Annotated in this window: 23 protein-coding genes and 1 rRNA gene; 5 read left to right on the top strand and 19 right to left on the bottom strand. The window is 48.5% G+C overall.

Features of this window, described 5'->3' with window-relative positions; all coding sequences use genetic code 11:
* Positions 1–7 precede the first annotated feature (7 nt).
* The 3 genes from rrf (at position 8) to FTU67_RS08185 (ending at position 3,298) form a co-directional block, all read left to right on the top strand.
* A 5S ribosomal RNA gene (gene rrf / locus FTU67_RS08175) occupies positions 8–122 on the top strand.
* Between the two features lie 289 nt (positions 123–411).
* The gene (locus FTU67_RS08180) at positions 412–1,761 is read left to right on the top strand and encodes an aromatic acid/H+ symport family MFS transporter (protein ID WP_016658670.1); all 1,350 of its coding nucleotides are present in this window, start codon (positions 412–414) and stop codon (positions 1,759–1,761) included.
* 370 nt (positions 1,762–2,131) lie between these two features.
* A complete protein-coding gene (locus FTU67_RS08185; protein WP_180061624.1) occupies positions 2,132–3,298 on the top strand; it encodes a PQQ-dependent sugar dehydrogenase in 1,167 nt (388 codons plus the stop codon).
* A 503-nt stretch (positions 3,299–3,801) separates the two neighbouring features.
* Here FTU67_RS08185 and FTU67_RS08190 read toward each other — a convergent pair.
* From FTU67_RS08190 to ribF, 5 genes are all read right to left on the bottom strand, one after another.
* Positions 3,802–4,344: an NADPH-dependent FMN reductase gene (locus FTU67_RS08190; protein ID WP_005181039.1), complete on the bottom strand. Its 543-nt coding sequence runs from the start codon at positions 4,342–4,344 to the stop codon at positions 3,802–3,804.
* 139 nt (positions 4,345–4,483) lie between these two features.
* The gene (locus tag FTU67_RS08195) at positions 4,484–4,966 is read right to left on the bottom strand and encodes a peptidylprolyl isomerase (RefSeq protein ID WP_005181033.1); all 483 of its coding nucleotides are present in this window, start codon (positions 4,964–4,966) and stop codon (positions 4,484–4,486) included.
* Positions 4,959–5,498, bottom strand: a complete 540-nt coding sequence (gene lspA, locus FTU67_RS08200; protein ID WP_005181030.1) for a signal peptidase II — start codon at positions 5,496–5,498, stop codon at positions 4,959–4,961. Before lspA ends, FTU67_RS08195 begins: the two co-directional genes overlap by 8 nt.
* Entirely contained in the window at positions 5,491–8,337 is a 2,847-nt protein-coding gene (ileS, locus tag FTU67_RS08205; protein ID WP_104472324.1) for an isoleucine--tRNA ligase, read from the bottom strand. Before ileS ends, lspA begins: the two co-directional genes overlap by 8 nt.
* 61 nt (positions 8,338–8,398) lie before the next feature.
* On the bottom strand, positions 8,399–9,403 hold the full coding sequence (ribF, locus tag FTU67_RS08210; RefSeq protein WP_016658673.1) for a riboflavin biosynthesis protein RibF: 1,005 nt from the start codon (positions 9,401–9,403) through the stop codon (positions 8,399–8,401).
* 298 nt (positions 9,404–9,701) lie between these two features.
* Between ribF and FTU67_RS08215 the strand changes: the two genes are divergently transcribed.
* The gene (locus tag FTU67_RS08215) at positions 9,702–10,268 is read left to right on the top strand and encodes a hypothetical protein (RefSeq protein WP_005181021.1); all 567 of its coding nucleotides are present in this window, start codon (positions 9,702–9,704) and stop codon (positions 10,266–10,268) included.
* 43 nt (positions 10,269–10,311) lie between these two features.
* Here the strand turns inward: FTU67_RS08215 and FTU67_RS08220 are convergent, their stop codons facing one another.
* The 14 genes from FTU67_RS08220 to ubiG form a co-directional block, all read right to left on the bottom strand.
* A complete protein-coding gene (locus tag FTU67_RS08220; protein WP_005181018.1) occupies positions 10,312–10,965 on the bottom strand; it encodes a TetR family transcriptional regulator C-terminal domain-containing protein in 654 nt (217 codons plus the stop codon).
* A 382-nt stretch (positions 10,966–11,347) separates the two neighbouring features.
* On the bottom strand, positions 11,348–12,151 hold the full coding sequence (locus FTU67_RS08225) for an ABC transporter ATP-binding protein (RefSeq protein ID WP_180061625.1): 804 nt from the start codon (positions 12,149–12,151) through the stop codon (positions 11,348–11,350).
* Between the two features lie 13 nt (positions 12,152–12,164).
* Positions 12,165–12,980 (bottom strand): aliphatic sulfonate ABC transporter permease SsuC, encoded by an 816-nt coding sequence (gene ssuC, locus FTU67_RS08230; protein WP_160240810.1) that lies wholly within the window; start codon positions 12,978–12,980, stop codon positions 12,165–12,167.
* Positions 12,980–14,155, bottom strand: a complete 1,176-nt coding sequence (gene ssuD, locus FTU67_RS08235; RefSeq protein WP_016658677.1) for an FMNH2-dependent alkanesulfonate monooxygenase — start codon at positions 14,153–14,155, stop codon at positions 12,980–12,982. Before ssuD ends, ssuC begins: the two co-directional genes overlap by 1 nt.
* 36 nt (positions 14,156–14,191) lie before the next feature.
* The gene (locus tag FTU67_RS08240) at positions 14,192–15,187 is read right to left on the bottom strand and encodes an aliphatic sulfonate ABC transporter substrate-binding protein (RefSeq protein ID WP_160240812.1); all 996 of its coding nucleotides are present in this window, start codon (positions 15,185–15,187) and stop codon (positions 14,192–14,194) included.
* Positions 15,188–15,197: 10 nt separating this feature from the next.
* Positions 15,198–16,181, bottom strand: a complete 984-nt coding sequence (locus tag FTU67_RS08245) for a sulfonate ABC transporter substrate-binding protein (protein WP_180047368.1) — start codon at positions 16,179–16,181, stop codon at positions 15,198–15,200.
* A 334-nt stretch (positions 16,182–16,515) separates the two neighbouring features.
* Complete coding sequence (gene argA, locus FTU67_RS08250; RefSeq protein ID WP_016658680.1) at positions 16,516–17,871, bottom strand: amino-acid N-acetyltransferase; 1,356 nt, start codon at positions 17,869–17,871, stop codon at positions 16,516–16,518.
* Between the two features lie 134 nt (positions 17,872–18,005).
* The gene (locus FTU67_RS08255) at positions 18,006–18,359 is read right to left on the bottom strand and encodes an RcnB family protein (protein WP_005180985.1); all 354 of its coding nucleotides are present in this window, start codon (positions 18,357–18,359) and stop codon (positions 18,006–18,008) included.
* A gap of 244 nt (positions 18,360–18,603) precedes the next feature.
* Positions 18,604–18,999: an RcnB family protein gene (locus FTU67_RS08260; RefSeq protein WP_005180983.1), complete on the bottom strand. Its 396-nt coding sequence runs from the start codon at positions 18,997–18,999 to the stop codon at positions 18,604–18,606.
* Positions 19,000–19,228: 229 nt separating this feature from the next.
* A complete protein-coding gene (locus FTU67_RS08265) occupies positions 19,229–19,384 on the bottom strand; it encodes a hypothetical protein (protein WP_005180980.1) in 156 nt (51 codons plus the stop codon).
* 177 nt (positions 19,385–19,561) lie between these two features.
* Complete coding sequence (locus FTU67_RS08270) at positions 19,562–19,981, bottom strand: hypothetical protein (protein ID WP_005180979.1); 420 nt, start codon at positions 19,979–19,981, stop codon at positions 19,562–19,564.
* Positions 19,982–20,152: 171 nt separating this feature from the next.
* Positions 20,153–20,899: a YciK family oxidoreductase gene (locus FTU67_RS08275; RefSeq protein WP_005180975.1), complete on the bottom strand. Its 747-nt coding sequence runs from the start codon at positions 20,897–20,899 to the stop codon at positions 20,153–20,155.
* 26 nt (positions 20,900–20,925) lie between these two features.
* Positions 20,926–21,621 carry an HAD family hydrolase gene (locus tag FTU67_RS08280; protein ID WP_075167943.1) on the bottom strand — a complete coding sequence of 232 codons (696 nt, stop codon included), beginning with the start codon at positions 21,619–21,621 and terminating at the stop codon, positions 20,926–20,928.
* The gene (gene ubiG / locus FTU67_RS08285) at positions 21,618–22,334 is read right to left on the bottom strand and encodes a bifunctional 2-polyprenyl-6-hydroxyphenol methylase/3-demethylubiquinol 3-O-methyltransferase UbiG (protein ID WP_005180969.1); all 717 of its coding nucleotides are present in this window, start codon (positions 22,332–22,334) and stop codon (positions 21,618–21,620) included. The genes FTU67_RS08280 and ubiG overlap by 4 nt, the downstream gene beginning before the upstream one ends.
* A gap of 181 nt (positions 22,335–22,515) precedes the next feature.
* On the opposite strand from ubiG, the gene FTU67_RS08290 reads away from it, so the two are divergent.
* The gene (locus FTU67_RS08290) at positions 22,516–23,133 is read left to right on the top strand and encodes a thiol:disulfide interchange protein DsbA/DsbL (RefSeq protein WP_016658685.1); all 618 of its coding nucleotides are present in this window, start codon (positions 22,516–22,518) and stop codon (positions 23,131–23,133) included.
* The last annotated feature ends 14 nt before the right edge of the window (positions 23,134–23,147 follow it).

The raw sequence follows: 23,147 nt of genomic DNA on the forward strand, positions 1-23,147 counted from the left end.
CAGTTGTGCTGGCGACAATAGCAAGAGTGAACCACCTGATCCCTTCCCGAACTCAGAAGTGAAACCTCTTAGCGCTGATGGTAGTGTGGGGTTACCCATGTGAGAGTAAGTCATCGCCAGCTCATTAATTCAAAATCCCCCGAGCTTAAATAGCAGGGGGATTTTTTTATGCAGAAAATTTGTGTGCTTAATAAAGCAAAATAAAACTTATGTCTAATGAGAATAATATATAAAACTTTAATTATTAATAGGATTGTAGACTAATGTTCAATTCTTATTTTCTGTAAATTGTGTGAAAGTTGCACCATCTACTCCACTAGCAAAGTGTGGATGAAGAAGGCTCGAAATGAGGGTCTTCATTATGGGTTGCTATGGAAGTTCACTGAAACACAGACTCACAGGAGGTGAGGAATGACACATCAAACTATTAACGTAAATGATGTCATTGATCACGCAAAATTTAAACCATTTCATTTTAATGTAGTGGCATGGTGTCTACTGATCATTTTATTTGATGGTTATGATTTAGCCATTAATGGTGTGGTATTGCCTTTATTAATGGACGAGTGGGGCTTAAGTGCGGTGCAAGCCGGTATGCTGGCCAGTACTGCATTGGCAGGGATGATGTTCGGTGCCATGATTTTCGGCTCATTGGCCGACAAAATTGGCCGTAAAAAAGTCATCATGATCTGTATTGTGTTATTCAGTGGTCTAACCTTCGCAGGTGGCTTTGCTTCTAATCCGACAGAATTCGGTATTTTGCGCTTCCTGGCCGGTTTAGGGATTGGTGGGGTGATGCCTAACCTGGTGGCTTTAACCTCTGAATACGCGCCAAAGAACATGCGTAGTACGCTGGTGACCACCATGTTTAGTGGTTATGCAGTGGGTGGTGTGATGGCAGCATTATTGGGTGCCTGGTTAACCCCAAGCTTTGGCTGGGAAATCATGTTCTTTATTGCCGGTATTCCACTGTTGCTGTTGCCAATTATCTGGAAATTCCTGCCTGAATCGCTGATGTTTATTGTGAAAGAGAACAAGCAGGAACAGGCGCGTCCAATCATGGCCCGCTTGGCCCCAGAAGTGCAGATTAGCAATGAAACCAAATTTGAACTGCATCAGGTCGATGTGCCGGAAGCAGCCAACGTGGTAAGCCTGTTCAAACGTGGCCGTGCGTTAAACACCTTATTGTTCTGGTTAGCGTTCTTTACCTGCTTGCTGACCATGTACGCCTTAAGCAGCTGGTTGCCTAAACTGATGATGGCGGCAGGCTATTCAATGGACAATAGTCTGATGTTCATGATGGTGATGAACGTGGGTGCCGTGGTTGGTATTGTCGGCGGTGGTATTCTGGCTGACCGTTTCCATCTGAAACCGGTGTTGATGTTCCTGGGGATTATGGGCGCGATTGTGATGAGTCTGATGGGCTTCCAGTCAAACCAGTTCTTGCTGTACATCTTGGTATTCTTGGCGGGTGCGGCGTCAATCGGTTCACAAATGTTGCTGTATAGTTATGTGGCGCAATACTATCCACTGGCAGTACGTTCAACCGGAATTGGCTGGTCATCTGCAATTGGCCGTATGGGTGCGATTGTTGGACCAATCCTGATTGGTGGCTTACTCGGTATGAACCTGCCAGCACACTTCAACTTTATTGCTGTCGGTTTACCGGTATTGATTACCGCAATTGCCGTGGCGCTGATCATGAGTGAAGATGAAGCAGAACAGATTAAAGCAGGCAAAGCGGCGATTGCCAAAGCCTAATTGGTATTAAATGAAAAAAGCCTCCATAGATTGGGGGCTTTTTTTATGGCATTAAGAAAACAAAAACCACAGATAAAAAGAAACCCCATCATCCTGACGGGGTTTCTTCGTATTTCGTGCTTTAGGTATAACTCCTGTCGTACCTCACGATCCTGGTGCGCAAACTAATTATTGTTGTTTTCCGTTTGGGAAACATCCTGTTTCCTGATGAATTTAGAATACGAAAATTCTGGGTTTGCTCCTAGCCTCAATTGCCTTCATTCGGTGTAAGCCAAAACGGACAAAGTCCGGCAGGTTACGCAAGTGTTCTTGGTCAAAACTGGCTTTGGGCTACAATCAAAGTATTGTCTGTTCTGTTTTAGGAAATGTCATGGCAAAACTACAACAATATTTGACCTGGCCTGCGGCATTGCTCATCGCAGGATTAACCACCGGATGTAATGCCCAGACCGAGCCTGCCAATTCAGCAAAAGCCGCCCAAAGCAGTGAAACTAGCAAGACCAGCCAGTCTTATCAGCTGGAACGGGTGGCGCGCTTACAGGAACCGTGGGCGATGGCTGAGCTGCCCGATGGCCGCTTGTTAATTACTGAAAAGCGTGGACGACTCAAATTGTTTAACCCGAGCAATAAACTGCTGCTTGAGGTTAAAGGTGTCCCCAAAGTTGCTTATGGCGGGCAGGGCGGTTTGGGTGATGTCGCGCTGCATCCACAGTTTGCCCAGAATCGCTGGGTCTATTTAAGTTATGTAGAAGCCGGCACGGGTGGTTATGGTGCGGTGGTGGCACGTGCCGAGCTGGATTTAAAAGATGCGGCTCAGCCACAGCTAAAAAATATACAGCAGATCTGGGCCCAAGTGCCGAAAGTTCCGGGGCAGGGGCATTATGCTCACCGGCTGTTGTTTGATCAGGCCGGCTATTTGTGGGTCAGTTCGGGAGAGCGACAAAAGTTCGATCCGGCACAGGACCTGAACTCCAATTTAGGGAAAATTTTACGTTTAAATGCAGATGGCAGCGCTGCGCCAGATAATCCGTTCCGCGTTCAGGGCCAGATTGCGGCACAGGTATGGAGCCTAGGGCATCGTAATCCCTTAGGTATGGCGTTTGACCCGGCGGGGCAGCTGTGGGTGATTGAGATGGGACCCAAAGGCGGAGATGAGCTGAACCGGATTGAAAAAGGCGCCAATTATGGCTATCCGATCGTGTCCAATGGCGATCATTATAGTGGTCAGCCAATTCCGGATCATGCGACCCGGCCAGAATTTAAAGCGCCAGAACTGGACTGGACCCCGGTTATTTCACCTTCGAGTTTAATCTTTTACCGTGGCGATCAGTTTCCACAGTGGAAAAATAAGGCCATTGCCGGAGGATTGTCGTCGCAGGCGATTATTGTGATTGATACCCAGGCTCAACCGGTACGTGAAGTACAACGGCTGGACATGAAACAGCGTATTCGCGGGGTGATTGAAGCGCGTGACGGTCATTTATGGGTCATTGAAGATGGCAAAGGCGCCAGCTTGCTGAAAATGACAGCCAAATAATGAATTCACAGATAATAAAAAGCCCCGACGTCCTGTCGGGGCTTTTTAGATTCAGTTCTCAGATATCACTCCTGTTATATCTGTGCGTGCATCCTGCATGCGGCTTATGATTATTGTTTTATGCAACGAGACCTCCTGTCCCGGTATGGTTTTAATATACGTCAGGCGATCAGAACCAACCAGCCGCAAAACCCGACAAGTACTGTACGCTCAGGCGTACAACAGCGATTGATTTAAAATAGCGCATCATCCACACCAACCAGAAAATAAAGGACTGAAATAAAAGAAGCCCGAACATCCTGTCCGGGCTTCTCTGGATTCATTATTCCGGTATAACTCCTGTCGTACCGATCAGCATCCTGCTGTTGTTGCTTTTATTGTTATTGTTTTGATTTAAGAGACCTCCTGTCTCTGTATGTAGGTACTATAAAATGAAAGCGCGCCGCACCCTAGTCGCAGTTCACCACAGCTGCTGTAAGAAAATGCTTACAGGGCTGCTGCCGTTATGAGCTGACATATTGAATCAGCTTGTCGACTACCTGTTTCAGAGTCTTGTCATCAAATTCATTCGGTTCAAAGCTTTCGCTACGGTTACGGCTAAAAATATCGCGGATTTCCACCACTGCATTGCTGTCAATCAGTCCCAGCTGGGTGCCGACCTGACGGATCTGGTCAATCGAGCGTGATCCATTGGTGGCACCATAGCCGATATAAGCCGCCGGTTTGCCTTGCCACTCTTTGCCCAAATAATCCAACGCATTTTTCAAGGCCGGGCTATAGCCATGGTTATATTCGGGGCTGATAAAAATAAAGGCATCGCCCTGGGCAATTTTGTCGGCCCATTCCTGTTGACGCGGCTGGTCATAAATACCGCTTAGCGGCGGATTCGGACCGGCAAACAGGGGTAAATTCCATTCTTTTAAATCGACCAGCTCGGTCTGCACGGTACTAAAGTTATAGCTTTTAATGGCCTGCTGTACCCAGTGTGCGACTTTAATGGCGGTACGTCCCTCGCGTACACTGCCAACAATAATCTGAATATTCATGTTTTATCCTGTGTTGTTTTTGCTGTAGGGATCAAATTAACGTGAATTGCGTTAGCCTGAATAGAGTCAGTTTGTATCTGCCTCATGAACATGGCATAAAAAAAAGCTCCCGAAGGAGCTTTTCAAAAATGTGGAACTTTTATTTCAGTTGAATGCCTTGCTGGCCCGCTGGGGTGACTTTAAAGATTTCCACTTCAAAGGTAATGTCTTTACCGGCCAGTGGATGGTTAAAGTCGACTTCGGTGATGTCATCATTGACCGATTTGACCACGCCATACAGGCTTTGTTTGGCCTTATCTTCAAACTCGATCATGTGGCCTTCAACCGGACGCTGTTCAAACTTGACGGTGTCAAAGGTTTGGACATTTTCCGGGTTCCATGGACCAAAAGCCTCTTCTGGTGGCAGGCTCACGGTACGACGGTCACCAGCACGCAAGCCAAACAGGGCTTTTTCAAAACCCGGTAACAGGCTGCCATCGCCCATCACCAGACTGACCGGTTCGGCACGGCTACGGGTATTGTCAATTTCCGGCCCGCTTTCAATGGCCACAGAAAAATGAAGTTCAACTTTAGAACCCGCTTCAATACGGGTGTCTTCGTTCGGATTGATAAATTCAGTCATGTTGCGCCTGCGCACGTTGAATACGGTGTTTTTCCAGGAAAAACGTATCAATAAGAAGCAAGATGGTGCCTAAGGTAATGGCACTATCTGCAATATTAAAGGCAGGGAAGTGGCTGTTGTTGTAGTAAACATGAATAAAGTCGACCACATAGCCCAAAGCGACCCGATCAATCAGGTTACCAATGGCCCCGCCCAGAATCAGGGCAATGGCCAGCGGTAATACCAGCATGTTCTTTGGCATACGCATCAGCCAGAACACAAAGATCACGGAGACCAAACCTGCCAGTGAGGTGAAGAAATAGCGTTGCCAGCCACCCGCATCGGACAAGAAACTAAAGGCTGCGCCATAGTTATGCAGTAATGTCCAATTTAAAAAGGGCAGCACAGGCACCGGATCTGCATAATTCAGATGGGTGACTGCAATCCATTTGGTCCATTGATCCAGAATAATCGCCACAATAGACAGTCCGATCCACCACAAATTGTGCGGATAGAACTGGAATAAGCCCTTTTTCGGTTGTGGATTAGGCATATTTTCTCTCTTCGCCTTGGCCTGTCGGGAGGTTAATAATACAACGACCACATAAACCTGGATGTGCAGGATGTGTATTCACATCTGGCAGGACGTGCCAGCAGCGTACACATTTCTCGCCATCTGCGGCAGAGACTTTCACGTTCAGACCGTCAAGATCAGAAGCTTCGCCTTGTGCTGCATCAAACTCATTCACAATCACCTGAGAAGTAATCAGGACAAAACGCAGTTCATCGCCCAGTTTATCCAGCACTGCTTTCAGCTCGGCATTGGCCCACAGCTCCACTTTGGCAGACAGGTTCGAACCGACGGTTTTTGCAGTACGCGCCGCTTCAATAAACTTGTTCACGGCAGATTTTACGGCAATTAAAGTCTGCCATTCGCTTTCAGCCAGCACGTTGGCTTCAGAGGCCACCGGCAGCTCATACCATTCAGCGGTGAATACATATTTCTCTGACTGCTCAGGAATCAGTGGCCACGCTTCTTGGGCAGTGAAGCTCAGGATTGGCGCCATCCAGCGTACAAAGGCCTGTACCAGGTGATACAGCGCAGTTTGTGCAGAATGACGCGCTTGCGAGTCCGCTTTGGTGGTGTACTGACGGTCTTTGATGATGTCGAGGTAGAAACCACCCAAGTCATTAATACAGAAGTTGGTCAAGGCGCTGGTGACGATATGGAAGTTCATATCTTCATAGGCTTTCTTGATGGTTTCTTGTACTTCAGACGCACGTTGCAGGATGTATTGATCCAGCGCAATCAGCTGATCCACCGGCAGGGCATCAGTCGATGGTTTAAAGCCGTTTAAGTTGGCCAGCAAGAAACGCAGCGTGTTACGAATACGGCGGTAACCGTCTGAGGCACGGCTAAAGATTTCTTTACCGGCGGTCATTTCATAACGGTAATCCGCAGAGGCAATCCAGAAACGTAAGCCGTCTGCACCCATGTCTTTAATGATGTCTTGCGGGGTAATGATATTCCCGAGTGACTTCGACATTTTGCGGCCTTTTTCATCGACCACGAAACCATGCGTTAACAAGCCTTTGTATGGCGCACGTTCATTGATCGCAATCGAGGTCAGCAGTGAAGACTGGAACCAGCCACGGTGCTGATCCGAACCTTCAAGGTACAGATCGGCCGGATCTTGCAGCTCTTCACGTTCACGCAGCACGGCATAGTGGGTTGTACCCGAGTCAAACCAGACGTCTAAGGTGTCACGTACGGCGTTGTAGTGTTCAGCATCATCACCAATGAAGTCTTTGGCTTCACGGTTATACCAGCCATCAATACCTTCCTGTTCGATCAGTTTAGCCACTTCTTCGATCAGTTCAGGGGTACGTGGATGCAGTTCGTTGGTGTCTTTATGCACGAAGAACGGGATTGGCACGCCCCAGGTACGCTGACGCGAAATACACCAGTCCGGACGGCCTTCGATCATTGCCTGAATCCGGTTTTTACCCCAATCTGGCACGAAGCTGATCTCGTTTTCAATTGCATTCAGGGCGCCTTGGCGTAAACCTTTGGCATCCATGCTGATAAACCATTGTGGTGTGGCACGGAAGATAATCGGGGTTTTATGACGCCAGCAGTGCGGATAGCTATGCTTGATTGGATGATGTGCCCACAATTTGTTGGCTTCGCCCAGCGCGGCAATAATTTGCGGATTGGCTTTATAAATATGTTCACCAGCAAAAATTGGCGCAGTCGGTAAATAGACACCGTTGCCGCCCACCGGGTTGTCGACTTTCAGGTTATATTGCAGGCCGACTTTATAGTCGTCTACACCGTGGCCTGGTGCAGTATGCACGGCACCTGTACCGCTGGCATCGGTGACGTGTTCACCCAGAATCACCGGCACTTGACGCTCAGTAATTAACGGATGTTGCAGCACCAGATTTTCCAGTTTGCTACCGGCAAACTCGGCCAGCACTTCAACCGAGCTGAAGCCATAACGCTGGGTCGCAGATTCTACCAGTGTTTTTGCCAGAATAAAGTTTTGCTCGGCCTGTTCTTCACCACGCGCCTTGACCAGTTGATATTCAAGTTCGGCATGTAATGCCACGGCTTGGTTGGCTGGCAGGGTCCATGGGGTGGTGGTCCAGATCACGATATCGGTTGAGTCTTTAACGTCAACACCCAAACGTGCAGACAAATCAGCTAAGTCAACCACTGTAAAACCGACGTCAATTGCATCGGATTTTTTATCTTCATATTCAACTTCAGCTTCTGCCAGCGCTGAACCACAGTCCAGACACCAGTTCACTGGCTTCAGGCCTGGCTCGATATGACCGGCTTTGGCAATGGCACCCAGAGAACGGACAATATCTGCTTCCTGCTTGAAGTTCATGGTCAGGTATGGGTTGTTCCAGTCGCCGAACACGCCCATACGGATAAAGTCTTTCTTTTGTAGTTCGACCTGGGTGTAGGCATATTCACGGCAGGCTTTACGGAAGGTCGAAGCATCAACTTTGACGCCGACTTTGCCAACTTTTTCTTCAACTTTCAGTTCAATTGGAAGACCGTGACAGTCCCAGCCTGGCACATATGGCGCGTCAAAACCGTCCATGACACGACTTTTAATGATGATGTCTTTCAGGACCTTGTTGACCGCGTGACCAAGGTGGATTTGACCATTGGCATACGGAGGGCCGTCATGAAGTACATATTTTTTCTTGCCGATACGCGATGCACGAATCTGCTGATAAATGTCATCGGCATACCACTCTTCTAACCATTTCGCTTCACGTACTGCGAGGTTTGCTTTCATTGCAAAGTCAGTACCTGGGAGGTTCAGTGTGGCTTTATAGTCCACTGCATTTTCAGGAGTTTGCTTATCGCTCATGCAAGTTGTCTTCCAATTTAATCAGCCATTTGACTGACACGTTTTACAGTAAAAATGTGAGTTATTCAAAAGGGAATTTTGGGGTGCTGCGGCGAAACTCAAGCAGTTTCTCCACATCATCATCAATTCCAGCTTTTAAGGCTTCAAGCGAAGGATAGTCCTTTTCGCCATGTAAATAGTTTAAGAACGTCACCCGCATTAACAGGCCATACAGATTAGCAGAAACCTCGGGGAAATGTACTTCTAATCGCCATTCCGGATGGTCCTGTTTGATGGCTGGTCGGGTGCCGACATGACCGGCGCCAAACAGCGCGGTCGGGTCATAGCCGGCAATTCCCGGCTGGTTCGGATTCTCTGCCTGAACTTTGGCTTGTAAGGATTCAGTTTCACAGAGCACTTCCACGCCATAAATCCCGTTCAGGCAGGGTTTATGCCGGTTCAGACGGACATTAATGGTTGGAAAATCAATGGTCCGGCCAATCTGGTCGCCGTATTGTACCCGGCCAGTAATGCTATACGGGCGCCCCAGCAATTTAGCTGCCAGCGCTAAATTGCCGGCCTGCAAGGTCTGACGGATCCGGGTCGAGCTGACCCGTTCACCATCGGCCAGAATAGTGTTTAAGTTGGTGACCTGAAAGCCGTATTGCTGCAAAAACTCGCTATTGCCCTGACGGTTTTTGCCAAAATGGAAGTCATCACCCAGCACCAGACTGTGGGCATTGAGTTTATATTTGAGTATGTCGGCAAAGGCTTCGGCGCTTAAGCTGCGGAAATAATTATCAAATTTGGCGACTGCAATATAGTCTACACCCAGCTCGGTTAAGTATTCGACTTTTTCTCTTAAGGAGCTGATGCGTGGCGGCGCTTCATAGCCTTTAAAAAATTCCAGCGGCTGTGGCTCGAAAATCATCACCAGGGTTTTCAGCTGCTGGGCTGCTGCCAGCTGTTTTAGCTGGGCAATCATGGCCTGATGTCCCAAATGCACGCCGTCAAAATTACCGATGGTAACGGCAGTTTTTTCCAGTTGAAAATCAGGCGCTAAAGCATTCAGACGGAGGAGCTGCATGGGCAAAGAATGACGTTATACATTAAGAAAGGCTATATATTGCCATATTCTCACACATTCGTCTTGTTGTTCTGTTTTTATGCAAAATTTTTCTTGCTCATTTTTGACCGGTGCCACAGCACTGGCGGGTTTTTATCAGGAGCGAATGAAAATGGAAACGCGTAGCCAGTACTGAAAAGCTGCATAGATATGAAAAAAAGTGGAGTCGTTGGAAGACCTGTCATTTCAGGGATAGCTTTTATTTTTCTGCCTTTTGCTTTCTAATGTGGCTCCCAGCAACTGCGGTAGAGAAGCAATAATGTCGGATCTGGCCTTAATTATGGCATTGCCGAGTGAATCCAAAGGTCTGTTTGAACAGGCTGGCATCGAGGTGCATTATAGTGGTATTGGCAAGATTAATGCTGCCTTTAAAGCCTTTGAGGTAATTCAGAAAACTGGCTGTAAAACCCTGTTAAATTTAGGTACGGCCGGCAGCTCCTATTTTAATGCGCATGAGCTGGTGGAAGTGACCCAGTTTGTACAGCGTGATATGGATGTATCGCCGTTGGGTTTTCAGGTCGGAGTGACGCCCATGGATGACGATCATCCGGCGGAAATTCATTTGCCGCAGCATTTTTCCCATTTACCGGCTGGTATTTGTGGCACCGGTGACAGCTTTGAAACTGGTACACCGAAAGTGGCCTGTAATCTGGTGGATATGGAAGGCTATGCGCTGGCCAAAGTCTGCAAAAAACTGGATGTACGGCTGATTTCCGTCAAATATATTACCGATGGCGCCAACGATACGGCACATCTGGACTGGGAAGAAAATCTGTTGCTGGGGGCGAAAAAATTATTGTCGTTATATCAGCAGAGTGGTTTTTAGTTCGGCGACCATAGCAAACTATGGTCGTATGCCAAAATCATGCTCAATCGTCGATTGATTCTGAGGGAGGTGCGGTATTCAGTTCTGGACGCGGCACAATACCATAAAGCATCAGATGCACGGTATGCTGGATAATGCGCTGCTGCATGCTGCGGTTGCGCAGGGTTTTGCCGGTGACCATTTCCATTTGCGTCGCGAAGTCTGCATAGTTCTGGGTCAGGGCCCAAATATTCAGAATCAGCAGTTCAGGGTCAATATCTTTGGAGATTTTGCCTTGTTCCTGCCAGTTGCTGATGACTTTGGCTTTACGCTTGACCAGTTTTTTCAGCGGACCTTTCAGGATTTCCAGAATATGCGGGGCACCCTGAATCACTTCCAGCGCAAACAGGCGTGAAGCTTTTGGCTGGGTGCGAGACACTTCAATCTTTTGCAATAAGTAGTTGGTGATCGCTTCTTCAGGTTCAAGCTCGGCTTCCAGCATTTGCAGTGGCGCCAGCCATTTCTGTAATACAGTGGTCAGCACTTCTACATATAACGCTTCTTTATTTTCATAGTAATAGAAAATATTCGACTTATGCATTTCTGCAATCTGAGCGATTTCATCTAAGCTCGCCCCATTAAAACCGTATAAGGAAAATACGTCGAGTGCTGCGTTCAGCAACTGATGTCGTTTTTGAGTACTCTTTTTTTGTTCCATTAGCAATTAAAAAACAATGAAAAGGGGGAATCACGAATTGTACGTCAAATCATCAGTTTTGTGCATCCTCGTCTATTGCAAATTATGATAAATGCAGCAGAATTTTGTAGATTAACTAATAATTTCCCCGGGATTGTTAAATTTAAGCCCTATAAAGCACACTTTTTGAGTCTGGTAAAAAATATAACTGAAGGCTTGATTTCAAAGATTTTTTATTCTTTTATTTTAAATCAAAATATAAGACATAGTTTATAGAAATAATCCTGCATCTATTCGGGCCTATGTCACAAAAGTTTCATAAACCGAGATGAAGTTTTACCCTTAAATTGAGCCGGAATTTAAGGGTAAAGCTGCGGGGGCAGGCTCAGACCAAAATTAATCCTCATGTGGCCAAGACTGCATCTAGCACCTGCTGCTCCAGTTCGGCAAAGGCAATACTTTTTTGCCGCGGGCGCGGTAAATTGACCTGAAAGGTTTTGGCAATATGACCACGATCGAGCAGAATAATCCGGTCGGCCAGCTGTACCGCTTCACTGACATCATGGGTGACTAAAATGGCAGTAAAGCCCTGTTCGGTCCAGAGCCGTTCAATCAGCTTCTGCATTTCCAGACGGGTCAGGGCATCCAGTGCACCTAAAGGTTCATCCAGCAATAAAATCCGCGGTTGATGCGACAGGGCACGTACCAACGCGGTACGTTGTCGTTGACCGCCAGACAGTTGCGAGGGCCATAGCCCGGCTTTGTCTTTCAGACCGACTTTTTCCAGCAGGGCGCTGGCATGTGCGTACTGGTCTTTGCCCAGACCAAGCTGTACATTCTGCTCGATGCTGCGCCATGGCAGCAGACGCGGGTCCTGAAACATCACCCGGATATCATCCGAGGTAATGCCTTCGCGGATATGCCGTGCCGACTTAAATTTGATTTCGCCGTAGCTTGGTTTTTCCAGATCGGCAATTAAACGCAGCAGGGTGCTTTTGCCACAGCCACTGCGTCCGACAATGGCCAGAAATTCGCCCGGCTGAATATGCAGATCCAGGTCTTGCAGCACCTTCACCGAATCATAAAACTTGTGTAACTGTTCAATCAGGATTTCCGCACCTGCCACCGCCTGCGGCTGAATATCCGGATTGCTGCGCAGTTTCGGGCTGCTGTGCTCGGCATGCAAGCCAGCAATTAAATTACTCATCTTCGCTCACTCCTTATTTCTGGTAGCCGGCATGCCAGCGCAGTAAATAGCGTTCCAAAGCCACGGCCAGTACGTCGGCCAGTTTACCCAGCAGGGCATACAGCAGGATGCCAACCAGCACGATATCGGTCTGTAAAAACTCACGCGCGTTCATAGTCATATAGCCAATCCCGGACTGGGCGGAGATGGTTTCGGCGACAATTAGCAGCACCCAGACCAGACCTAAAGAAAAGCGCAGTCCAACCAGAATTGAAGGCATTGCACCCGGCAAGATAATTTCCTTATACAGTTGCCAGCGGCTCAGGCCGTAGCTTTTTCCCATTTCAATCAGCTGTGGATCGACCGAGCGAATGCCATGATAGGTATTAATGTAAATGGGAAAGAACACGCCAATCGCAACCAGAAATAATTTGGCTGTTTCATCAATCCCGAACCAGAGAATCACCAGCGGAATCAGCGCCAAAGCCGGAATATTACGAATCATCTGCAAGGTGGTATCCAGCAGGGTCGAGGCGGTTTTGGAGGAGCCATTTAACAGGCCAAGCAGCAGGCCCAAACCACCGCCAATCAACAAGCCGAGGAGGGCACGTCCGGCACTGACCTGAACGTGCTGCCATAGCTCGCCACTGACCAGTAAGCCCCAGAAGGCACTAACCACTGCCGTTGGTGCCGGTAAAATCCGGCTTTCCAGCAGGCCGGTACTTGAGGCCAGTTGCCAGAAAGCAATCAGTAATAATGGCACCAGCCAGGGCAGCACCCGCTGCCCAAATGATGTTCCACGTGAAACTTTGGCCTCTGCCAGCTGCTCCAGGGAAATGGTTTTACTCATCAGGCCGGCTCCTTCAGCTGTTTGCTCGCCTGGCTGTCTGCGGCGACATAGTTATTCGCAACAATTTCCCCAAAAGGACCGGTCAAATTCGGTTGTGCCAGTTTCTTGCGGGTTTCCAGCGGCAACAGCGGGAACACCAGTTCGGCAAAACGGATGGATTCTTCCAGATGCGGATAGCCGGAGAAAATAAAGGTGCTAATACCCAGGTCGGCATATTCCTGAATACGGGCCGCCACTGTTTCAGGGTCACCGACCAGTGCCGTACCGGCTCCACCACGTACCAGGCCTACGCCTGCCCAAAGATTTGGGGAGACTTCCAGTTTGCTGCGATCGCCATTGTGCAGTTCAGCCATACGGCGCTGACCGACGGAATCCATCGCTTTAAACTTGGCCTGTGCTGCGGCAATGGTGGCATCATCGACATACTGGATCAGCGCGTTGGCTGCTTGCCAGGCTTCTTTATTGGTTTCACGTACAATCACATGCAGACGGATGCCATAGTTTAGACTGCGGCCTTTGGCCGCGGCTTTGGCACGTACCGTTTCAATTTTTTCTTTTACTGCTGCCGGCGGTTCGCCCCAGGTTAAATAGGTGTCGACCTGATCGGTGGCCAGCTCAATGGCTGCATCGGAAGAGCCACCAAACCAGAGCGGCGGATATGGTTGCTGGACTGGTGGATAGAGCAGCTTGGCTTCATCGACCTGTAAGCGTTCACCGTGGAAGCTGAACGATTCACCTGTATGCGAGCGGGTTAAAATTTCACGCCAGATGGTGGTGTATTCCGCAGCCGTCTGATAACGCGTGGCATGATCTTCATAGACACCATCGCCTTTCAGTTCCTGTTCATCACCACCCGTGACCAGATTCAGCAATACCCGGCCGCCAGATAAACGGTCAAACGTCGCCGCCATACGCGCTGCTAAAGCCGGTGTGGTCACGCCTGGACGCAAGGCCACCAGAAATTTCAGGTTCTGGGTCGCATCAATTAAACTGGCTGCAGTAATCCACGGATCTTCGCAAGAACGGCCGGTTGGAATCAGCACACCTTCATAACCTAAATTGTCCACTGCCACTGCAATCTGTTTCATATAGGCATGATCGACCTGACGGCCACCTTTGCTGGTACCTAAATAGCGGCTGTCACCATGGGTGGGAATAAACCAGAAAATTTTCATATTATCGTCCTTTATTTCAATGGGATTACTCGGTCATCAATCTGCAGTTGGAGCCGTCCAGACAATGGGCTGGACCTCAATCGGTTTTGGAATCAGCTTGAGCTGATAGAACTGGTCAGCAATTTTCTGCTGAGCCTGAATGACCGTCGGATTTAAGCTTTGAATCGGTGATGGTTTCAGGCGGCGGTCAAAGGCGTTTTTGGCGACCGCCGGGTCCAGGCCGGTATTTTTCTGATAAATTTCTAGGGCCTGAGACTGGTGTTTAACAATCCACTGATCCGCGGCATTCAGGGCCGTCAGAAAGCCGGTGGTGGCCTGTGGATGTGCGGCAATAAATTTGGGATTGGCCACATAAAACGAATAGGTCTGGTCAAACTCACCGGTCTTGATCAGCGGGCGGGCCTGTCCATGCAGTTCAGCCGCAGACAGGAACGGGTCCCAGATGGCCCAGGCATCAATCGACTGCTTGTCAAAGGCAGCACGTGCATCGGCCGGTGGCAGCCAGATTGGCTGAATATCTGACCAGTTCAAGTTGGCTTTGGCCAGCACTTTGGCCAGAAATTCATGGGCATTGGAGCCTTTTTGCAGGGCAATACGTTTGCCTTTTAAATCCTGCAGGGTCTGTATGGCACTTTGCTGCGGCACCACTAAGGCCAGCGAATGGTCGGCATAGACTTCATAGCCGACATAGTTCAGCTCCTTGCCAGCCGCCTGGGCAAAAATGGGCGGGGTATTCCCCACTGAACCATAATCGACTGCGCCAACGGCCAGGGCTTCCAGCATTTGGGGTCCGGCCGGAAATTCTTTCCATTCAATTTTGGCTCGTGGGAACTGCTGTTCCAGCAGTTTTTCATCACGTGCCACCAGTAAATTTAAGGAAGATTTCTGGTAGCCAATAGAAATGGTTTTCACCGCCTGTTCAGTTGAGTTGTTGTCTGTTACCGCCTTGTGGGCTTCCGGTTTCTGGCAGCCGCTGAGACCCAGTCCCAGCGTGGAAATGCCCAGCAGCGCCCAGGTTGTTAATTTACGCATCTTTTATTCCTCATTCTTGTTGTGTCGACTGCGTATTCAGCAGGGCCGCCTGAATCTGAATTTGCTGTGGAATCAGCTTTTGCTGATAAAAGGCATCAGCTACATATTGCTGTTCTTTGGCCACGTCACTAGAGATGGCCTGTACGCCAAAGCCCATACGGGAAATTGAAGTTTTTAAGACCTCGACATCCAGGCCGGTCGGTTTTTGCAGCAGTTGAGCCGCTTCATCCTGATGCTGGGCCACCCATTGCGTGGTGCTGTTCAAGCTTTGCACCACGGTGTCTAGAACCTGCGGATGCTGTTCGGCAAACTGACGATCCGCCAGATAGAACTGATGGTTGCTGACCAGATTTTCGCCGGTGGCAATGACCCGTGCGCCAATCTGGTGTTCGGCTGCGGCAAAGAACGGATCCCAGATCACCCAGGCATCCACCGAACCACGTTCAAAGGCTGCGCGGGCATCGGATGGGGGTAAATACACCACTTGAATATCGTGCAGGCTAAGCTGGTTGGCTGCTAACAGCTTCAGCAGCAGATAATGCACATTGGAGCCTTTGTTCAGAGCAATGCGTTTGCCTTTTAGATCCTGCACCGACTGAATGGCCGAATCTTTAGGCACAATTAAGGCCTCAGCTAGCGGCGCTTTAGGCTGGTTGGCCACATAGACCAGTTTGGAATTGGCTGCCTGCGCAAAAATGGGCGGTGCTTCGCCGGCTTCACCAAAGGCCACACTGCCGACATTTAAACCTTCCAATAATTGCGGGCCGGCTGGAAATTCTACCCATTTCACCTGTACACCCTGGGCTTTTAGGGCCTGCTCCAGTTCACCGCGCTCTTTGACAATCGGTAAAATGCCGTATTTCTGGAAGCCGATATTCAGGGTAATGTTGTCGGCGTCTTTGGGGCTGCTACAGGCAGTCATGGACATGGCACCCGCCACCACGGCAGATAAAATAGCGCTTTGAGTGGAAAAAATACGGCGTAGGCTGCTCATGAAAATACCTGCTCTCGGAAATTAAAAAAATTCAAAAGTGGAGAATGAGAGCTACCTTAAAGATTTTTCTTTTTCGAAAAAAATAACAAATCAGGAATTTCTAATCAGGAAAAAAGATAAATAAAGATGTGCAAATCTTATGCATAAATCTGATTTATAAAATGGATAATCTATTAAAAGTTAAAATATTAAGTAGTTGTATTTAAAATATTTTTATTAAATTGAAGGCGCAGGAATAAGCTTATACTAATTCCTGCTAATACCAGATGCAGCAGAATTGGGCCAGCTGCAGATAAGCATATGCCAAATTGAGCTAAAGCCGGCCTTGAACAGACTAGGTGAGTGACTTTTTACAGACCAGTGAATTACGCTGGTAGTTGTATAAGGCTTGGCGGGCATTGGGTAAGTCATCGACACTGGCCGGCTCAAAGCCCTGTTCCAGAAACCAGTGCGCAGTGCGGGTGGTCAGAATAAACAGCTGCTGAATACCAAGGCTACGGGCTTTATCTTCCAGATAATGCAGAATCTGGCTGCCACGATTGGATTTACGATAGGCCGGATGTACCGCCACGCAGGCAATTTCCGCCGAGCGCAGTTCATTGTCGCTGACCGGTAGCGGATACAGCGCCGCACAGGCCAGAATGGTGCCATCACGTTCAATCACCGCAAACTGTTCAATTTCATTTTCCAGCCGTTCCCGCGAACGGTAGACCAGCACACCTTCTTCTTCCAGCGGGCGCAGCAGGCTGATGAGACCGCCGACATCCTGAATATTGGCGGTGCGCACTTCTTCATAATGGGCATCGGTAATCATGGTACCGGCACCATCGCGGGTAAACAGCTCTTCCAGTAGTGCGCCATCAGAGGCATAGGAAATCAGATGTACGCGATTGACGCCCTGAGTGGCAGCATCCTGTGCACCGCGTAAATGCAGGGCCATTTCCGGCTGGCTGGCCTGATACAGACCAATATAATGATTGAGCTGGGATGGGCGGATTTCACGTTGCAGCTGTCCCTGTTCATTCAGTAAACCCTGCTGTTTGCCCAAGAAAATCAGTTTGTCAGCTTGCAGGCGAATCGCGGTTTTGGTGGCGACTTCTTCAGCCAGTAAATTAAACACTTCGCCCGTTGTGGAATAGCCGGTCGGGCCGAGCACGACAATATTATGATTGTTCAGATGACGCTGAATGGCATCGGTATCGACACTGCGCACTTCGCCGGTCAGCTGGAAATCGACTCCATCGCGAATACCATAGGGTTTGGCGGTAATAAAATTACCTGAGACCACATCAATGCGGGCGCCGTACATCGGCGAGTTGGCCAGTCCCATCGACAGCAGGGCTTCAATCTGCAGGCGAATTGAACCGACTGCATTCATGACACAGCTTAACGATTCGCGGGTGGTAATGCGCCGTTGCTGATGAAACGGGGTGTCGATCTGGCTGGCCTGTAAATTCTGGTTAATCTGCGGGCGGGCACCATGCACCAGTACCAGCCGGATACCCAGCGAATGCAGCAGGGCAATATCATGAATAATATGCTGGAAATTGTCATGCAGGACCGCTTCACCATCAAACATCAGCACAAAGGTTTTGTTGCGATGGGCATTGATATAAGGCGCAGAATGTCGAAACCAGTGCACATATTGCAAAGTTGTGCTGTGTGATGTTTCGGTAGAATTCAGGTGCATGCCGGTCTCAATCAAGCAAAAGTCTTATAGCGGATTCTAATCAAAAAATACCGGGGCGTAAGCTGAAAAAATAAAAAAACACCTGAACGGGGTGGTTCAGGTGTAAAGAGGGAAGGGAAAATGAGACGAAACCCTTAGCCCATAATGCGAATAATCCGGTTGGTACGTTCGTTGATCATCACGTAATCGCCATTAATTTTGTACCACTGCTGATAACGGCCGGTGTTTGGTAAACGACGCGCTTCGCGGTCACTGACTTTATAACGGGACTGGTCATAGGCACGCGGTAAGGTCTGGCCCACACGCCAGTCACGGCTCGGATTTACGCGCACAACCGGACGTTTATGATCACGGTCCCAACGGCTGTCCTGATGTTTGTAGTGGGTTGCCGCACGACGGTCATGATCACGATGATCAGGCGCAGCCATGGCTGTAGTAGCCATAAACGCACTTAAAGACAGGGCAATGGTGGTTAATACTTTTTTCATGACGCTTACCTTTGAGTCAAACTGTATATCTCTGGAATACGTCCAAATTAACCAGAAAGTTGAGATAAAGGATGAGAGCAATTGAGATGAATTGTGAAAATCATGAAGAAAAAGCGGAGAGCCTGAAAGCCGGCTAGCATCTGCCCTACAGCGAAAATAGCAGCTTGAAGAATTGCTGATATAAAAAAGCCCAAACCGATGTTTGGGCAACCGAGGAGTGGGACTGAAACGGTTGGAGTGCAGCTTAGAAAGACAGGATTTTAAGAATACTGTGGGTATCGGCATTGACCAGAATATAGTCATTATTGACCTTATACCATTGCTGCTTACGGTCCGGTTTAGGCAGGTTATGCTCTTTATATTCGACTTTGTAGCCATTGCCACGATAATGCTGCGGCATCACATAACCGGTTTGCCATTTATGCTGCTGTAAACGCTGATAGCCACGTTCTTCACGCTGGCGGCGTTTTTCATAAACCTCTTTCGATTCACGATATTCACGATGTTTTTTGCCCTGACCGTGCTGACGTGACTGTTCATAGCCGCGTCCCGGATTGTCAAACTGAGGTGCAGCCGCAGTGATCCCGCTGGCCAGCAACGCACTGAAAGAGATCGCCATAACTGTCACTATCTTTTTCATGTGAAAAAACCTCGTTTATCGTCTTTTATTTCACTGTGTCTTACTGTACGAAAAAAATGCAGAGAAACTGTGAAGAAAGATCGTTAATTCTTTATCGAAAGCAGAGATATTTTGGATATTATGCTGGAAAAGTAACAGATGATGAAAGACTTATCTGTTGTCACGTGAACTGGTTATACAACATTGGGCGCAAAAAGCCTAGCCCGTATTGCCGGGATTCTGCCCGCAGTCAGTTCCATTGCTGGCTTAAGTCCTGCAAGGAGTCGATGGCATGGGCCAGACATTCGGCCTGCTGGCCATCTTCAAGTACAGCCAATAAGCTGGCGGGCAGTTGTAAGTGTTCAATGGAACGGATAATGTCATTTTTACGTTGCTGGTCGGCCATGTGCTGCTCCTTTCATTGATTCATTGCGGTTGAGTCGCAGTATAGGCCGGATGTTTCAATTTGAAAAACCGAATAATTTTATAAAAATGATTTAAAAATACGATTTATGGTCTGGTAGTGTATAAAATTTAGCAGCGCATAAAAAAGGACCCGCAGGTCCTGGATTCAAGCATGTGCTTAGTAGGCATATTTCAGGTCGGTATAGTCGGTCAGTGACTTCTGGATATGTGCCTGAATAAATTCGCGTACATCTTCGGCGCTCATTGGCTGGCCCTGTTTGGTAATCACATGCTCGACCGGGGCTTGGCCATCGACCAGAATCCGGTAGACAAAGTTTTTATAGACGGCATAGTCCTCGGCCTGTTTATAAATACCGGTGATATAGCTGTAGTGATGTTCAAAGTTCAGATCGGTATGCGAAAAGATAAACTGGTCAAACAGTTTCAGGTTTTGCCCGGTCTCGAGTGCCTGTAGTTCATCGAGAATACTGGCTTCAAATTTCATGCCGTATTTTTCAGAAATGGCTTGACCATTAATCAATAAAGACACCATGCCATCTTCATGGGTCGTTACTGTGATATTGCTAAAGTCAGACATGGGCATCTCGGGATAATCAGAAACAGGGCTTTAGTATCGGCAAATTTTGCTGAAATTCAAGCCGACTTAAGCCCAAACCGGTATATTTACGCAAAGTGGGAGCAATTACAGCTTTATGGATGGGCATAAAAAAGGAAGCACAGGGCTTCCTTCATGGATACAGCAAGGGCATTAATCCTGCGCATCAATACTCTGGCCGTTCATGTGCAGACTGTCATCGCCCATTAAATATAAATAGGCTGGCATGATTGATTCCGGTGTCGGCAAGGTTTTCGGGTCTTCATCCGGATAGGCCTTGGCGCGCATGGCGGTGCGGGTCGCGCCCGGATTAATGCAGTTATAACGGATATTCGGATGTACATTTTCCTGGGCAAACAGTTTGCTGACCGCTTCAATGGCAATTTTAGACACCGAATAGGCGCCCCAACGCTCACGTACTTCACGACCGACGCCCGAACTGGCAAATACCACCGAAGCATGTGCCGATTTTTCCAGTAAAGGCAGCAGTTCCTGGGTCATAACAAAGGGTGCACGCAGGTTGACGGCCATCACATCATCCCAGACATCAGCCGGATAATGCACCAGTTCGGTCCGTTCACCCAGAATGCCGGCATTGTGCAAAATGCCATCCAGACGGCCAAACTGCTTGTCGAGCGTATCGACCAGCAATTCATAATCACGCGATGACGCACTGGACAGCTGGAGCGGAAGAATGGCTGGCTGCGGCGCGCCTAAACCTTCAATTTCATCATAGATGACTTCCAGTTTATTCAGGGTGCGACCATGCAGGACAACGGTTGCGCCGTGCAGTGCAAAGCTGATCGCGGCTGCACGTCCAATACCGTCGCCCGCACCTGTAATCAGGATCACGCGATCTTTGAGCAGATCAGGGCGAGGTTGATATTCTGAATATTTCATGATCGACCTCCGTTTTTTTGCTGTAATTATGAAGTGATTGAATGTTGTTGTTGCTGTGACAGCATCTGGTGCAAGACCTGATGTAATTCTGTGACATTATTCACTATACAGTCTGCCTGCCAGGCTGTTAAGTCATCTTTGTGTTGTAAGGGTAAATAGCCATAGGCGGCTAAAATGGTGTACATGCTGGCATTGCGTCCGGCATCAATATCACGTGGATGATCGCCGACATAAATACACTGCTGCGGTTCCAGTCCCAGCTGTGCTGCGGCCAGATACATCGGTTCCGGATCGGGTTTGGTCTTGCTGACATCTTCCGGGCAGACCAGTACCGCACAGCGTTCGGTCAGGTTCAGGGCTTTTAACAGCGCTTCACTGAGCCAGCGTGGCTTGTTGGTGACAATACCCCAGGGAATTTGCTGCTGTTCCAGCTGCTCTAGCAGTGGATACATGCCTTCAAACAGGTCGGTTTCTACCGCAATATCGGCGCCGTAAAGGTCTAAAAAGCGCTGGCGATGGCCTAAAAAGACCGGGTCTTCCACTTCCAGCTCCGGATATACCAGCTTGACCATGGCGCGTGCGCCTTCAGAGACTTGGGTGCGAATCTGCTCGGCGGCGACAATGTCACAGCCTTTATCGCGGCACATGTCTTGAATAATACGGATAAAGTCGGCCGCGGTATCAATTAAGGTGCCGTCGAGGTCAAATAAAACCGCTTTCATTGGCCACCTTCATTCAGGGTATGCACCATATAGTTGACATCAACATTGGGCGCCAGCCAGTAGCGTTTGGTCAGTGGGTTATAGTGCAAACCGGTCATATCTTTCAGTTTCAGGCCGGCATTGCGAATATCGTGTGCCAGTTCGGACGGCTTGATAAATTTATGATAATCATGCGTGCCTTTGGCCAGCATGCGCAGCACATATTCCGCGCCAATAATCGCAAATAAATAGGCTTTCGGATTACGGTTAATGGTCGAGAAGAACACATGGCCACCCGGTTTGACCAGCTTCTGGCAGGCCTGAATAATTGAGGCTGGATCGGGTACATGCTCCAGCATTTCCATACAGGTCACCACATCGTACTGGCCAGCCTGTTCTTCTGCCAGTTGCTCGACCGGAATCTGGCGATATTCAATATTTTCGACGCCTTCCTGCTGGGCATGTAAACGTGCCACATTTAGCGGCGCCTCGCCCATATCAATTCCGAGTACATCGGCACCACGGCGTGCCATGCTTTCCGAGAGAATGCCGCCGCCACAACCGACATCCAGCACTTTTTTGCCAGCCAGTCCGCCTGAATGTTCATCAATCCAGTTTAAACGGAGCGGGTTAATTTGATGCAAAGGGCGGAACTCAGAATGCTGATCCCACCATATAGCTGCGAATGCTTCAAATTTGGCAATTTCTTGCGGATCAACATTCAGTTGCGACATTGGTGTCACCTCAATCAAGTTATTATGATTTCAAAAAGTCTATGCTGTTTAGTGTAGCGTTTATTCTGGAAAAAGCGATAAAAGCCGTAAAAAAGTTCACAGAAGCAAAACGAAAACGGCATAATTGATTTATAGTGTTCGCATAAGCTAATCATAACGATTTATGAGGACAATAAGTTCAATGAAAAAGTTTCTTTTGGGTAGCCTTGCAACCGCAATGTTTGCAATTTCAGGTGGCGCATGGGCGGCCAATTTTGTTGAAGGCCAAGACTATCGCGTACTGGCCAATCCGGGCAAAGTCGATGTGCCGGGTAAAATTGAAGTCCGTGAATTCTTCTGGTATGGCTGTGGCCACTGCTTTACCTTGGAGCCGCATATGCAAGCCTGGCTGCGTAAGCTGCCAAAAGATGTGAACTTCGTGCGTACTCCGGCTGCCATGAACCAGGTCTGGGAAATGAATGCGCGCGGCTATTATGTGTCGGAAGCACTGGGCGTCCGTAAACGTACCCACTTGCCGTTATTCCATGCCATTCATGACAAAGGCCAGCAGATTTTTGACCAGAAATCCCAGGCCAAATTCTTTGTCAAATACGGTATTCCTGAAGCCAAGTTCAACAGCATGTTTAACTCTTTTGCGATTACCTCTAAAGTGGCACAGGCCAATAAACTGGCGCGCCAATACCAGTTGACCGGTGTGCCGGCAGTGGTGGTCAATGGTAAATATGTGGTGTCGGGCGATAACGGCAAAGTGATTCAGGTGGTGAACTACCTGGTCGATAAAGAACGTAAAGCCAAATAAAAGCCCAACATGAT

The organism is Acinetobacter sp. YH12132 (genome assembly GCF_013418645.1).
Taxonomy (GTDB): domain Bacteria; phylum Pseudomonadota; class Gammaproteobacteria; order Pseudomonadales; family Moraxellaceae; genus Acinetobacter; species Acinetobacter indicus.

Bases quoted from the DNA above. Each gene is read 5' to 3' on its own strand.
- ileS (WP_104472324.1), bottom strand. From the start codon at position 8,337: ATGAGCGATAAGCAAACTCCTGAAAATGCAGTGGACTATAAAGCCACA.
- FTU67_RS08180 (WP_016658670.1), top strand. From the start codon at position 412: ATGACACATCAAACTATTAACGTAAATGATGTCATTGATCACGCAAAA.
- FTU67_RS08265 (WP_005180980.1), bottom strand. From the start codon at position 19,384: ATGGCCGACCAGCAACGTAAAAATGACATTATCCGTTCCATTGAACAC.
- FTU67_RS08240 (WP_160240812.1), bottom strand. From the start codon at position 15,187: ATGCGTAAATTAACAACCTGGGCGCTGCTGGGCATTTCCACGCTGGGA.
- FTU67_RS08270 (WP_005180979.1), bottom strand. From the start codon at position 19,981: ATGTCTGACTTTAGCAATATCACAGTAACGACCCATGAAGATGGCATG.
- ssuD (WP_016658677.1), bottom strand. From the start codon at position 14,155: ATGAAAATTTTCTGGTTTATTCCCACCCATGGTGACAGCCGCTATTTA.
- ribF (WP_016658673.1), bottom strand. From the start codon at position 9,403: ATGCAGCTCCTCCGTCTGAATGCTTTAGCGCCTGATTTTCAACTGGAA.
- FTU67_RS08280 (WP_075167943.1), bottom strand. From the start codon at position 21,621: ATGAAAGCGGTTTTATTTGACCTCGACGGCACCTTAATTGATACCGCG.
- FTU67_RS08245 (WP_180047368.1), bottom strand. From the start codon at position 16,181: ATGAGCAGCCTACGCCGTATTTTTTCCACTCAAAGCGCTATTTTATCT.
- FTU67_RS08260 (WP_005180983.1), bottom strand. From the start codon at position 18,999: ATGAAAAAGATAGTGACAGTTATGGCGATCTCTTTCAGTGCGTTGCTG.
- FTU67_RS08215 (WP_005181021.1), top strand. From the start codon at position 9,702: ATGTCGGATCTGGCCTTAATTATGGCATTGCCGAGTGAATCCAAAGGT.
- FTU67_RS08185 (WP_180061624.1), top strand. From the start codon at position 2,132: ATGGCAAAACTACAACAATATTTGACCTGGCCTGCGGCATTGCTCATC.
- FTU67_RS08195 (WP_005181033.1), bottom strand. From the start codon at position 4,966: ATGACTGAATTTATCAATCCGAACGAAGACACCCGTATTGAAGCGGGT.
- lspA (WP_005181030.1), bottom strand. From the start codon at position 5,498: ATGCCTAATCCACAACCGAAAAAGGGCTTATTCCAGTTCTATCCGCAC.
- FTU67_RS08275 (WP_005180975.1), bottom strand. From the start codon at position 20,899: ATGAAATATTCAGAATATCAACCTCGCCCTGATCTGCTCAAAGATCGC.
- FTU67_RS08290 (WP_016658685.1), top strand. From the start codon at position 22,516: ATGAAAAAGTTTCTTTTGGGTAGCCTTGCAACCGCAATGTTTGCAATT.
- FTU67_RS08190 (WP_005181039.1), bottom strand. From the start codon at position 4,344: ATGAATATTCAGATTATTGTTGGCAGTGTACGCGAGGGACGTACCGCC.
- ssuC (WP_160240810.1), bottom strand. From the start codon at position 12,980: ATGAGTAAAACCATTTCCCTGGAGCAGCTGGCAGAGGCCAAAGTTTCA.
- argA (WP_016658680.1), bottom strand. From the start codon at position 17,871: ATGCACCTGAATTCTACCGAAACATCACACAGCACAACTTTGCAATAT.
- FTU67_RS08220 (WP_005181018.1), bottom strand. From the start codon at position 10,965: ATGGAACAAAAAAAGAGTACTCAAAAACGACATCAGTTGCTGAACGCA.
- FTU67_RS08225 (WP_180061625.1), bottom strand. From the start codon at position 12,151: ATGAGTAATTTAATTGCTGGCTTGCATGCCGAGCACAGCAGCCCGAAA.
- FTU67_RS08255 (WP_005180985.1), bottom strand. From the start codon at position 18,359: ATGAAAAAAGTATTAACCACCATTGCCCTGTCTTTAAGTGCGTTTATG.
- ubiG (WP_005180969.1), bottom strand. From the start codon at position 22,334: ATGTCGCAACTGAATGTTGATCCGCAAGAAATTGCCAAATTTGAAGCA.